The sequence below is a fragment of the Anaeropeptidivorans aminofermentans genome (genome assembly GCF_940670685.1).
Lineage (GTDB): Bacteria > Bacillota > Clostridia > Lachnospirales > UBA5962 > Anaeropeptidivorans > Anaeropeptidivorans aminofermentans.
Map to the genome: position 1 here is coordinate 2,516,813 of NZ_OW711693.1, position 12,893 is coordinate 2,529,705.

The following is a 12,893-nucleotide window of genomic DNA, read 5'->3' on the forward strand; positions in this document are numbered from 1 at the left end:
TAAATCAACTTTAAATAGCTATTGTCATATTGCTTTTTAAAAAGCAATATGACGATACACAATCGTCTATAAAGCAATGTTCGATTACTTATTTATATTATTAACGCTTTTGTAACAATTGTCAACTGATTATTTATACTTTTTTAATAAAAAACCCTTTAAAAACTCTGCTTTTTCCTCATGAAGTACAAAAACACAATCAATTTTATGGCACAATTTAGCATAATTACCATAATATGTTAATTCCTGTCTATTGGAGAAAAATATAAAAGAGCATAGAGAGTGATGCTATATTGCCTTGTAAAATAGCATAAATGCTCCCCTTTTGTAGGGAAGCATTTGAAGTTTTATAAAATTTTAATTTATTCTGTCGCCTTCTTGAATATAATTATTAACCGCATCGGAAACAATGATATCATATATCTTTATTCCTGAGGCGCTTCCTTCGGGGCTTGCAGGAAGGATAACGTATCCGTTATTTCCTTTCGTCATGCCTTCAGTGCTTATGCTTGTAAATGATGCTATGCCGCTGTTGGCCTTAAAAACGCCTTTGGACACGACGATTTCATCTATAACATAGGTCTTTTCCAGATTATTTGCGGCAGGGGCATTTTCTTCCCCTTCTGAATCCTTCTCTTTCTCCGGCATAATTACTGTATCGCCGCGTTTTATATTATTAAAATCCTGCATCACGTAGACGTAGCCGCCCTTATCCTCATTTAAACGAAGGCTTTTCATGCTTATGGCAACTTCTTCTGTTTTGTCATTAATAAGCTTATAAACTACGTCCCTGCCTTTAGAGTTAATCACATAGTCTTCAGGGATTTTAAGAAATGTTCTTTCTGTAATGGCATTTTCAGGGATTTTTATTCCGCTGTAAATACTGTCATAAGTTTTAAAGGAAACAGATCTCATATCGAGGAAATCATACATCTGCTTATTTGATTTAAAAAGAACAAAACTTTCTTTTTCTCTGCGCTCCAGCTCTTCTATTTTAAAATCTATGCCCATATATTCTCCGTCTTTATCGAGATAAAGCTTGACTGTGTCACTTTCTTTCCAGTTCAAGGTAAGGTCGTTTTCAATATATGACGCTATATACCATTCATTTGACTTAACAATCTTAAATACTTCAGAGCCTTCGGAGGCCTCTTTCACTCTTTCGCTTATTTTGGGTACGATTTGCATTACGGTTTCTTCTTTTCTTACCTGATCCATATTGCTGAAATTCAAAAGCTCCTCAAATCCATCAACAACATAAGAGACGATTCCGCCTTCGGTTACAGAAACTGTTGCTATACTTTGAGAAAGCTTCTCGCTGTATTGCCGGTTTTCATTGACATAGGATTCGAGAGAGCCTTTTCCCTCACTTAGAAGAAGCTCGTTTCTTTTGTTGATATTTTTCTCGACGCTGTCCTTCAGCTTGTAAACCGCTGAAAAATCGTCGCCTGAAAGAAGAAAAAGATTCTTATCTATATCGCTTTTTATTTTTTTATTTATATTGGATACATCATGGGTAAAGGCCGATACCTCTGTACGCAGAGACTGCATATCCAGGATTTTCTGGGAAAGAATTTCGCTCTGATTTTCTAAAGCTTTTGTCGTTTCAGGATTTTTTATACTGCAAACTACCGTTCCCGATTTCACCTTCTGCTTGTCCGCCACCCAGAAGTCAACATTTCCCCCTGCATTTGACCTGTATACTGCTTCGTCTCTGATGATGATTCCGTTTATCACTCTGGGAATATCAACGCTTCCCATAGGGACGACCATAGTGGCGATGTCCTTTTTGGTAGCATATTTATAGATCGTACCGCCTACGCTTATGGAAAACAGCGCCAAAGCAGTAATCATTATTATTAAATCTCTTGTAGCAGAAGCCCTTTTGGCAGCAGCTCTTTTTCTGGCATTAAAAGGGACTACGTTATTTTCCCTTTCAGGTCCTTTGGTAGAAGCTCTTGCCGGGGGACTCTTTCTGCTTTCCGGAACTTTTCTTACGGGTTTTTTAACCGGTCTTTTTCCGTTTCGGCTGTTACCGTTATTTATATTTCTTGCCATTTAGCCCCTCCCTTTTCATAGTTTTCATGAAAGAAGCATATAAATTAAAAAAACGAAAAAGAGTGATAAGATGAATAATCCAAAAAAATCCAAGGCATTATTACTCATTATACCAATATTAATTATCTTGTTCAATATTTTAATTATCCTGCGGCCTGCTGAAATCATAGGAGCCGCAAAAGAAGGCCTCTTATTATGGTATACGGCAAACGTTCCTTCCCTTCTTCCTTTTATGATAACGGTGAATATCCTTATGGGGCTTAAGGCTGTTGAATTTTTTGGTGTAATCTTTGAACCCTTTATGGCGCCTTTATTTAACGTAAACGGAAACGGGAGCTTTCCTTTTATTGCCGGAATGACTTCCGGCTATCCCATAGGGGCAAAAGTAACCTCAAGGCTTAGACAAGAAAACTTAATTTCAAAGACGGAAGCACAAAGGCTTCTTGCCTTTTCCAATAATTCAGGCCCCCTTTTCATTCTCGGAGCCGTCGGCGTAGGAATGTTTAAAAATCCTTCCGTGGGATATTTTCTCATGCTGATCCATTATCTTGGGGCAATTTTAAACGGGCTTATTTTTAAGTATTATAAAAAGGAAAAGGTTAAGTCTGTAAGCCGCGTTAAAGGAACACTTTTCAGCGACGCCCTGGAAAAAATGAGAATCGAAAGAATAAGAGACGGAAGAAGCTTTACAATGATTCTTTCGGAAAGCCTTATGGATTCCATGACCGCAATCGTTAATATCGGCGGATATATTATGCTTTTTTTCGTGGTAGTAAAAGCTCTTGAAATCGTAAATATTATATCCATTTTTGAAAGCCTTCTTTATCCCCTTATAAAAATACTGAACATATCTCCCGAAATGTTTAAGGGTCTTTTTTACGGTATATTCGAAATAACAGGAGGTGCGGGAAAACTGTCGGCTCTTCCTTTAAGCAGGCCCGTAATCCTTTTAGCCGGCTTTATTCTTTCCTTCGGCGGCTTTTCAATCCATGCTCAGTCTTCAAATTTTATATCCAAGACGGATATCAGCATGGCAATATATATTTTATCGAAAATTAGCCACGGGCTTATTACAGCCCTTTTAGGCTATATTCTATATCCTTTTTTTAGCTTTCAAACTACTGCCGAGGTTTTTGGCTATTACGGATTAGACCCTTTAAGAGAGCTTATAGGCTCTGTCATTATATGCATCATATCTTTATTTGCAATGTTTATGACTTATTTTATAATCGCCGCTGTTTCAAAGTTTTCGGAATACAGAAAAAAAAGAAACCGTCTGAACGGTTTCCCTAAATATAAAAAAGAATAATTATGAACAAAATCAAGCAGAGCTTGATTTTGTTCACGAATACAGTATAATTGCAGCTTAATTAACCCCTCTAAGCTCCTGGCGGTTATTGTAAAGGGTTTCAAGAATTTGATTAAAATAGGCCTGAGCGCTTTGGCTCTGGCTGTTTATATTTTCAGCTGTAAGCTTAATGGCCTGCTCTGATTTTGCAAGTATTTCATCTGCATAATCCATGGCATTAATCCTGAGGTTTTTAGCGTCCTGCTTTGCTTCTTCAAGAAGTGTTTCTCCCTCTTGAACGGCTCTTTTATATATTTCATGCTCGCCTGTAAGGCGGGTAGCTTTATTTTCAGCATCTTTAAGAATATTTTCCGCTTCTTTTTTAGCTTCCTCAACAATAAGGGCAGCTCTTTTTTCCGCATCTTTAACGTATTTTTCTCTGTTATCCATTACTTTTTGTGCTTCCTTTATTTCCTCGGGAAAATGAAGCCGCATTTCGTCAATAATGTCATATATCATGTCCCTGTCCACAGCTACCTTACCAGAAAAGGGAACGTTTTTACTGTCCTCTAATATATCTTCAATCTGTGCGAGATAGTTTTCAATAGAATCCATGCTATTATTCCTCCAATCCTATTTATACTAATTGAATTTTTGTTTTAAATCAAGCCTTACTATTTCAGGCACCATATTGCTATAGTCACCGTTAAACCTTGCAATTTCCTTTACGACGCTTGAGCTTAAAAATAAATATTCTTTGCTTGTAGGTATAAATAAAGTCTCTATGGAGCTTGAAAGCTCTCTATTGGTAAGCGCCATCTGAAATTCATACTCAAAATCCGTCAGCGCCCTTAGGCCCCTAATGACTATTTGAGCATTGCACTTACGGGCAAAATCTACAAGCAATCCGTTAAAAGACTCTACCCGAACATTTTTCATATCCTTCGTAATATCAAATAAATGCCGTTTTCTTTCTGCAGCTGTAAAAAGAGAGGTTTTGGAAGGGTTGTCCAATATGCCTACAATAAGCTCATCGGCTAAGCCGGATGCTCTTTCTATTATATCCAAATGCCCATAAGTTGCAGGGTCAAAGCTTCCCGGGTAAATTGCAATCATTTTTATACCTCTTGTTTATATTTTAGAAAATAAATGCCGGTAATTCCGTAACGCTTATTTTTAACTATCTCAAAATGAGCGTTGTGAGGCTCTTCCTCATTTGATTTTTGTTCGACTACAATGATTCCTTCGGCATTTAAAATATCCGCGTCATAAATGAGTTTAAGGGCCGTAGAGCTAAACCCTGTATCATAGGGAGGGTCCATAAATATAATGTCGAACTTTTGGTCCTTAAGGCTTCGTATTCCATCTTCAAAACCTGAATTAATAAGCTTAAACTTAAATTCTCCCAACGCCTTTTTCACGTGGGAAATATTGTCTTCTATAATCTTGCAATGCTTTTTATTTTTTTCAATTACCGCCAAAAAATCGGCGCCTCGGCTTAGAGCTTCTATACCAACTGCCCCTGAACCGCCGAATATATCAAGGAAAGAGGAACCATATATATCATTTGAAAGCATGTTAAATACAGATTCCCGCACCCTGTCTGGAGTAGGCCTTATGTCGTAATCTTCTGTGGCTTTAAGCTTATGCCCTCTGGCAAGGCCTGCAATGACTCTCATATAGTCCCCCTTGTAAAAGGCATGCTTACTAACTTAAAATATGCATTTCTATTTTAAAGTTAAATAAGCGCTCCTCAATGCTCATAGTAAACTGGCTTAAGTTTTTAAGTTAATTTGCTATATTAGTAGCCTTTATCAGAATTATTATACATAAAATGAATCTATAAGTAAACACCTTTATAAAAAACATAAAGGGCAAAACCCTTTATATAGGCCCGCCCAGTTACATAATACACTTTATTAAGATAATATTAAAAATTATATGATATACTTGAATTTATATGAAATAGCAGCATTATCAAATAGAACAGGAGAAAATCCTGACTGGATTAAAATATCGTTTACGGCATTTTAATCTTACGGGTATTTTACAGAGCAAAAATTCTTATTTCTTTTTTCTTGTTTTATGTTCTCTAAAGCCAGATACTTGCAGCGCCATAAAAACAAACTGACTATATATCAATATTTCCAGGCATTAGAATCTCTATTCTTCTTTTAAGCCCTTTATATTTATCATAATTATCATATGCCCATAGGGCGGCCTTTCTTGCTTCTGTAAGAATTTCCTTATCCTTATAAATATCCGCAATTTTAAGTTCAGGAAGGCCGTGCTGGCGTATTCCAAAAAAGTCCCCAGGCCCTCTTAATTTTAAATCAAGCTCTGCTATTTCAAAGCCATCGTTGGTTTTTGTCATGGCTTTTATTCTTTGAGCCGTTATTTTGCTTTTAGAATCGCTTATTAATACGCAGTAGCTTTTGTCGCTTCCTCTGCCTACTCTTCCCCTAAGCTGGTGAAGCTGTGAAAGGCCGAACCTTTCGGCATTTTCTATAAGCATGAATGTGGCGTTCGGCACATTTACCCCTACTTCTATTACAGTAGTAGCTACCAATACATCTATTTCTCCTTTTAAAAAGCCGTCCATTATAGTTTCCTTCTGTGAAGGTTTCAGCTTTCCGTGAATAAGCTCTATAGAAAATTCAGGAAGGTAGCGTTTTTTTATTTCCTCTGCATAAGTAATTACGCTTTTTATATCAAGGGTTTCCCCTTCTTCTATAGCAGGGCATACGATATAGGCCTGCCTGCCCCTTTCTATCTCTTTTTTTATAAGGCAGTAAACTCTTTCTCTATATCTTGAATCCACGCCAAAGGTTTCAACAGATTTTCTTCCCGGGGGCAGCTCATCTATCACAGAAACGTCCATATCTCCGTATAAAACGAGAGCAAGGCTTCTGGGAATGGGGGTAGCGCTCATGACAAGAACATGGGGGGCTTTTCCCTTCCTTGCAAGGGCAGACCTTTGTTTAACGCCGAAACGGTGCTGTTCGTCTGTAATTACAAGGCCAAGGCTGTGATAATTTACCCTTTCCTGAATAAGGGCATGGGTTCCGATAATCATTTGCGCCTGATTGTTTTCAATTTTTAAAAGGGTCTCTTCTTTTTCTCTTTTTTTAAGAGAACCGGAAAGAAGCACTGTTTCTATGCCAAGCTTTGAAAAAAGGGCATTTATACTATTAAAATGCTGGGCCGCCAAAACCTCTGTAGGAGCCATTAAAACTGCCTGATAACCGTTATTGATAGCCATATAGCAAGAAAGTGTGGCTACAGCCGTCTTTCCCGAGCCTACGTCCCCTTGAATAAGCCTGTACATGGCACAGGGGCCTTCCAAATCCTTTTTTATTTCCTCCATTACCCTTTTTTGTGCGGAAGTAAGTTCAAAAGGAAGGATAAATTCAGACGTATCCGTATTTTTTATGGAAACGTCGCTCCTGCTTCTTTTTATTTTCCCTTTCATGAGCATAAGGGATAGCTGCAATGTAAAAAGTTCGTCAAAAGCAAGCCTTCTCCTAGCCGAGAAAAACATTTTTTCATCAGAAGGAAAATGAATATTTTCTATTGCTTCTCTGCGGTCCATAAGGACATAGGAGGACAATATTTCTTCGGGAAAATATTCTTCTATATCCGAAAAGGCATAGTCTATGGCATCTCTGATTAATCCTCTTAAAAGCTTCTGGGTGATTTTATATGTTAAGGGATATATGGGGACAATCCTTGCGGAATTCAGCTGATGCTCTCTTTTTTTCTCATAGTCTGGAGATAATATTACGGGGTATTTGTTCTTCGGTTCTGCTCTGCCCGTGAAATAATATTCCTCCCCTTTGATAAAGGCATCTTTTAAATAAGGCTGGTTAAACCATATAAGCTCCGCTTCCCCCGTATCGTCTTTTACCATCATTCTTGTAACAATTCTCTGCCTGAAGCCGGAGGTTTTTATATTTCCGCAAATTCCGCATATGGTATAAATCCCCCCTTCTTCCATCTGAGCAATGGGGGTTATGATGCTTCTATCCTCATATTCTCTCGGAAAATGCTCTATTAAATCGCCTACGGTATAGATACCAAGGCGTCTTAGATGATTTGCCCTTGCAGGGCCTATATTCTTAATTATTTCTACATCTTCATTAAGTTTCATACTGCCCTCATTTTAATTTCTATACTAAAAATATGCCTTTGCAAGAATTACGCTTACAAAGGCATTATCGTTTCATATTGAATTCTTTTATTACTCAAGGGATATGATATAGTAATAAAGAGGCTGTCCGCCTTCCATAACGGCGACTTCACAGTCAGGGTACTTTTCTTCAACATAGGCTGAAAGATTGTAAGCGTCTTCCTCAGTTATACCTTCTCCGAAATAGATGCTCATAACCTCTCCTGCTTTTTTAGCGAACATATTGTCTATAAGCACCTTGGAGCCTTCTTCTATGGTATTTGAAACATTCGTAATCTTACCGTCTACCATACAGAGAATATCCCCGTCTTCAATTTTCTTATCTTCAAAATTGGAAGCTCTTACGGCATAAGTAACCTGCCCTGTGACTATGCCTGAAACGGCTTCATTTAAATGCTCAATGTTTTCTTCAGGGTTTTTTTCAGGAGCATAAGAAATAAGAGCCGAAATTCCCTGAGGAACAGATTTCGTAGCTATTACATAAACATTCTTTTCGGAAAGCTCCGCTGCCTGTTCGGCAGCCAAGACAATATTTTTATTATTTGGAAGAATAAAAATGTTGTCTGCATTAAGGCCTTCTATGGCGGCAAGAATGTCCTCTGTGCTTGGATTCATGGTCTGTCCGCCCTCTATGATAACATCTGCGCCGATACTCTTAAAAAGCTCTTTCAGGCCTTCTCCGGCAGAAACAGCGATAAAGCCTGTTTCCTTCTTTTCGGAAGGTTCTGTGAGAATGTTTTCAGCAGGCTTATGTTCATGTTCCTTAGTTTCTTGGAAATTTATTAAATTGGTGTGCTGGAGCCTCATGTTTTCAATCTTTAAATTGGAAAGGTTTCCTGTTTTAAGAGCCTTTTCAAGGGCAAGGCCCGGATGGTCTGTATGGACATGAATTTTTATAATATCCTCATCACCGACAACCACAATGGAATCCCCGATGGTTTCAAGGTATCTTTTAAAGCCTTCTTCCATTTCGTCGGTAACTTTATCTACGTTTACAAAAAATTCAGTGCAGTATCCATATTTTATGTCAACGTTTGCATTTGCGGCAGCGTGAATATCGGCAACGGAAACTCCGATGGATTTACTTGCCGTAGGTGCTGAAAGCTCTATATCGCCTTCCATATCCTTTATGCCAAAAGCGCCTTCAAGGATATATAAAAGACCTCTTGCGCCGGAATCTACAACTCCTGCCTGCTTAAGCTCGGGAAGCATTTCTGTCGTTTCTGAAAGAATTTTATTGCCGTATTTTAAAGTGCCTTCCATAAGCTCTATAATGTCTTCCGTATCAAAGGAAGTATCGATAGAATACTCCGCTATACTTCTTGCTAAAGTTAATATGGTGCCCTCTTTCGGCTTCATAACTGCCTTATAGGCAGTTTCCTTGGCCTTTTCAAAAGCATAAGCCAAATCCTCGGCTGTTGCCACGTCTTTACCTTCAAGACCCTTTGCAAAGCCTCTGAAAAGCTGAGAAAGTATAACCCCTGAATTTCCTCTTGCACCTCTTAAAGAGCCGTTTGATGCTGCCTTTGCAACTTCATATATATTAGGCGTATTCAGCTTTTCAACCTCTCTGCCTGCCGCAAGGCAGGTAAGAGACATATTGATTCCTGTATCTCCGTCAGGCACGGGAAAAACATTAAGGCTATCCACATAATCCTTGTGCTTTTCAAGCTCGTTTGTTCCGGCTATTATGGCTCTGCGAAGAGTATGCCCGTCAATAGTTAAAATCTTCAAAATCTAAATCCTCCTCAATTAACCGTCAACTCTCACACCTTCAACGAAGATGTTTATTTGCTTAACCTTAAGGCCGACAAATTCTTCAACCTTATATTTTACGGTGCTTATCAAAGTATCTGCAATAGCCGAAATATTCGTGCCGTATTCTACGATAATATGAAGCTCTATGCTTAAATCTTCTTCATCAAAATTAAGTCTTACACCTTTGGTAAGGCTTTCAAGCTTTAAAAGCTGAACGATTCCATCTTTTACATTTTTTGCTGCCATGCCCACGATTCCGTAGCATTCCATGGCGGCTAAGCCTGCAATACGAGCAATAACTTCATTATCTATGGTAATATAACCAAAATCATTCTTTATTTTAGACGGCATCTTATACCTCCTTAAATTAATTTAGGCTTGGATAAATAAAAGCTTATTTAACCAAACTATAAAGGGTCTTTATGTTTCTTAATTTATACTTAGTGAACCTGAAAACACTTACAGTAAAGCTGTAAAAGTATTTTTAGGTGAACGCTCCCTTATAGGCAAAAAAGATCTTTTTATCTTTGCTGACTATATCTTTTCATTTTGTTTTAAGAAAAATTCTTAAAAATTAATATCATAATGCTTCACATTACATTATACCTATAATTTTATATTATACAAGATTTCACCGCAATAATAAAGCAATATTTTAGTTGCAATAATCGCCCTAATCTGCTACAATATCTTTTGTTGGTCACATATATATGTATACAACGGTTAATTATACTGCCCTTGTATATAAATTGAGTTCTAAAAGGAGGTGCTTTTAATGGCTAAATGTGAAATATGTGAAAAAAGCAGGATTACTGGAAGAAGAATAAGCATTACCCGTAGTCAGGTATCAAGACGCGCCAAAAGAGATTGGAAGCCTAATATAAAGAAAATCAGGATCAATGACAATGGCACTGTGAAGACTATTAATATCTGCACTAGCTGTCTTCGTTCCGGAAAAGTTACAAGAGCCGTATAATTTGATTGAATTTCCTTTGAGAAGTTTTAAATTAAATATTCTGCGTGCTTAAAAGGCACAGATTCCACTGGAATCTGTGCCTTTATTTAATGTAAAAAGATTACTTTACTTAGACAACAGGGCAGCTTCATTTTAAAGATGCCCTGTGAACTTAGAGAGTACCGGTATAGATTTGCAAAACATATTTATATTTTGTTTTTTATCTATAATATTATTTACAGAAGAAACAAAAAATGCCCTAAGGTATTTTATTTTATATATTGATTTCACCTAAGTCCTCTGTACAGAAAAATTCGTGTATCCCTTCCGAAATTATATCCGCAAGCTTCATAACCAAATTAAGCCTTGTATTTGTCAAAATGTGAATATCCAGTTTTCCCATAATATTTACTATTCCCGTAATATGAATATCACCTATGCTTGGCAGGCTGTGGTTCATGGCTGAACCCGGCTTAAGGGAGCCGCCTCCCACTGTTATATATCCCACATGACCTACCCTTCCAAGGCAGGCATCTACTGCTATTACAAGCGGTTTCTTATATATCGTATATATCTCATCAATGGCTTCGGAAAGATTTTTCGCGTGAACAGGCTTATCAAGGGTTCCGTAAAGACAGATACTTTCCTTTATTTTGTCAAAACCTTCAAGCTTATATCCGCATAAGGGACCTAAACAATCTCCCGTGGCTCTGTCAGAGCCTATACAGAGGATTATTATTTCATCATAGTCCATTTTAGCCTTTTCCGACAAAACAGAATATAATGCAGATTTAAACAATTCCTTGGCGTCATCTCTTCCGCTGTCAATATAATAAACTATTTCGCTGTTTTTGATCGCTACGTCCAAATATTTCCCTCCTTGTCTAATAGTATTAATTCCCAATTGTCTATAAATAATTAATGGTAATTTATACTAAGAGAGTTTAAAAATTTGTTTTAATTTATCTGTCATAAGGCAAAAATTTTAATATCTTTTGTAAATAAAATTTCATTACAGGCGACAGTTATTTCCATTTTTTGTAAATTTAATGTGATAATCTAGTATATGGAAAATAATCCCAGTTTTTGTGCCATAATAAATTAAAATTAACTACCGGTCAAATTGCTTTCTTGTGTCAATATTCTCTCAGGTATGAAATAGCTTTTTGTTTGAAAGCAGTTTGACAATACAAAAGGAGGATGTTTTATGTCGAATTTTGAAATACCGTCGAATATCAAGCAAATCGGTAGCATATCCGACGGCATGCGCATTTATATGGAGGATTATGTTTGCACCTACATACAGGCCCTTTCCAACTCTTATGAAAACAATGAGGTGCTTGCTGTGCTTATAGGACGGCATTTAACCATAGACTCCGCCCCTGTTCTTTTTATCAACGGCTGTATTGAAGGAAAATATTGCATTGAAGACGGCGGAATCCTTACTTTCAGTGAAAAAAGCTATGATTATATTTTAGGTCAGAAGGATAAATATTTTCCAAAAACCGATATTGTGGGCTGGGTCCAGTCGCAGCCGAGTTATGGCACATACTTGAACTCCCTCTATAAAAAGTATCATATGAATAATTTCAAAAAGGAATATCAGGTGCTTTTTGTAACCGACCCTATCCAGAAGCTGAATTGCTTTTATGCTTACAATGAGGACATGACTCAGCTGGAAGAGATTAATGGTTATTTTATATATTATGATAAAAATAGAAATATGCACGAGTATATGATAGATAATAAAGACGAAAATTTAAAATTAAAGGATAAACTGGCAATTTACGCCGAAGAAGAGGACATTAAGAATTCGGCTCATATAACAGAAAGGGAAGAAAAGCGAAGGAAGACCCCTTCAGAAGCCCAAATCAGAACCCGCCAAGCTGTAAGAAAGAGAAAAACAAGATATGACCAGAAAAGAACAGTCAATATGCTTGCGGCATTAAGTGCCATAATGTTTTTAATTTCCGGCGTAATGGGAGCGGGCCTTATTAAAAGCGAAGAAAGAATCGCAGTTCTTGAGCAGAACCTTTCAGCTTTAAATACGGCCTATAGAAATATATCTGCTTCCATGGAAGAAACCCAGGCGGCTTTCCTTGGGCAAAGTGAACAAAAAGATAATTCGGAAGAAAATCCTGTTCCCCCTTCGGAAACTACTCCTCAGGAGCAAAACACCGAAGCAGCCGTAACAGAACCCCCTGCCGAAGCTCCCCCTTCGGAGGCCCCTGTAGAAACACCGGCGGAGACACCTTCCCCTTCCCCAGTCCCTCAGACGGAATCAAGCGCAATACCTGAATCCTATATCGTTCAACAAGGAGATAATCTCCTTTATATAAGCAGAAAGTTTTACGGCTCTGAAAATATGGTTGAAAAAATAATGGAAGCAAATAACATGGACAACCCTGACACTATATATTTCGGGAAAAAATTAATTCTTCCGAGGCCTTAAGCAGCATCTTGATTAATTTTATAGCTATTATACTTGATTAAATATGAAATAGTATCACTGTCATTTTGCTTTAAAATAATCATTTATAAATTAGGATTTGCTCGACTTTAAACCAATATGGCAATATTTGCTGGCTGGCTGAATCTTGATTTACTGTATTGACAGCTGGACCATACATTATTTGTTTTATAAT

11 protein-coding genes are annotated in these 12,893 nt (G+C 37.4%); 3 read left to right on the plus strand and 8 right to left on the minus strand.

The genetic code is table 11. From position 1 onward, the window contains the following. Positions 1–357 precede the first annotated feature (357 nt). Entirely contained in the window at positions 358–2,058 is a 1,701-nt protein-coding gene (locus NBX03_RS10595; protein ID WP_250227747.1) for an HlyD family efflux transporter periplasmic adaptor subunit, read from the minus strand. A gap of 70 nt (positions 2,059–2,128) precedes the next feature. On the opposite strand from NBX03_RS10595, the gene ylbJ reads away from it, so the two are divergent. After that, positions 2,129–3,367 (plus strand): sporulation integral membrane protein YlbJ, encoded by a 1,239-nt coding sequence (gene ylbJ, locus NBX03_RS10600; RefSeq protein ID WP_250227748.1) that lies wholly within the window; start codon positions 2,129–2,131, stop codon positions 3,365–3,367. A 57-nt stretch (positions 3,368–3,424) separates the two neighbouring features. On the opposite strand, the gene NBX03_RS10605 is transcribed toward ylbJ, so the two are convergent. From NBX03_RS10605 to NBX03_RS10630, 6 genes are all read right to left on the minus strand, one after another. Continuing rightward, positions 3,425–3,961 carry an ATPase gene (locus NBX03_RS10605; RefSeq protein ID WP_250227749.1) on the minus strand — a complete coding sequence of 179 codons (537 nt, stop codon included), beginning with the start codon at positions 3,959–3,961 and terminating at the stop codon, positions 3,425–3,427. Positions 3,962–3,988: 27 nt separating this feature from the next. After that, the gene (gene coaD / locus NBX03_RS10610; RefSeq protein WP_250227750.1) at positions 3,989–4,462 is read right to left on the minus strand and encodes a pantetheine-phosphate adenylyltransferase; all 474 of its coding nucleotides are present in this window, start codon (positions 4,460–4,462) and stop codon (positions 3,989–3,991) included. Between the two features lie 2 nt (positions 4,463–4,464). Beyond that, positions 4,465–5,025, minus strand: coding sequence for a 16S rRNA (guanine(966)-N(2))-methyltransferase RsmD (rsmD, locus tag NBX03_RS10615; RefSeq protein WP_250227751.1), 561 nt, complete (start codon positions 5,023–5,025; stop codon positions 4,465–4,467). Positions 5,026–5,477: 452 nt separating this feature from the next. Next, positions 5,478–7,496, minus strand: a complete 2,019-nt coding sequence (gene recG, locus NBX03_RS10620; protein WP_250227752.1) for an ATP-dependent DNA helicase RecG — start codon at positions 7,494–7,496, stop codon at positions 5,478–5,480. Between the two features lie 90 nt (positions 7,497–7,586). After that, positions 7,587–9,269, minus strand: a complete 1,683-nt coding sequence (locus NBX03_RS10625; protein WP_250227753.1) for a DAK2 domain-containing protein — start codon at positions 9,267–9,269, stop codon at positions 7,587–7,589. An 18-nt stretch (positions 9,270–9,287) separates the two neighbouring features. After that, positions 9,288–9,644, minus strand: coding sequence for an Asp23/Gls24 family envelope stress response protein (locus NBX03_RS10630; protein ID WP_250227754.1), 357 nt, complete (start codon positions 9,642–9,644; stop codon positions 9,288–9,290). A gap of 424 nt (positions 9,645–10,068) precedes the next feature. Between NBX03_RS10630 and rpmB the strand changes: the two genes are divergently transcribed. Beyond that, entirely contained in the window at positions 10,069–10,269 is a 201-nt protein-coding gene (gene rpmB / locus NBX03_RS10635; protein WP_250227755.1) for a 50S ribosomal protein L28, read from the plus strand. A gap of 253 nt (positions 10,270–10,522) precedes the next feature. Here rpmB and yyaC read toward each other — a convergent pair whose 3' ends face one another. Beyond that, complete coding sequence (yyaC, locus tag NBX03_RS10640; protein WP_250227756.1) at positions 10,523–11,116, minus strand: spore protease YyaC; 594 nt, start codon at positions 11,114–11,116, stop codon at positions 10,523–10,525. 339 nt (positions 11,117–11,455) lie between these two features. On the opposite strand from yyaC, the gene NBX03_RS10645 reads away from it, so the two are divergent. Further along, complete coding sequence (locus NBX03_RS10645; protein WP_250227757.1) at positions 11,456–12,700, plus strand: LysM peptidoglycan-binding domain-containing protein; 1,245 nt, start codon at positions 11,456–11,458, stop codon at positions 12,698–12,700. Positions 12,701–12,893 lie beyond the last annotated feature (193 nt).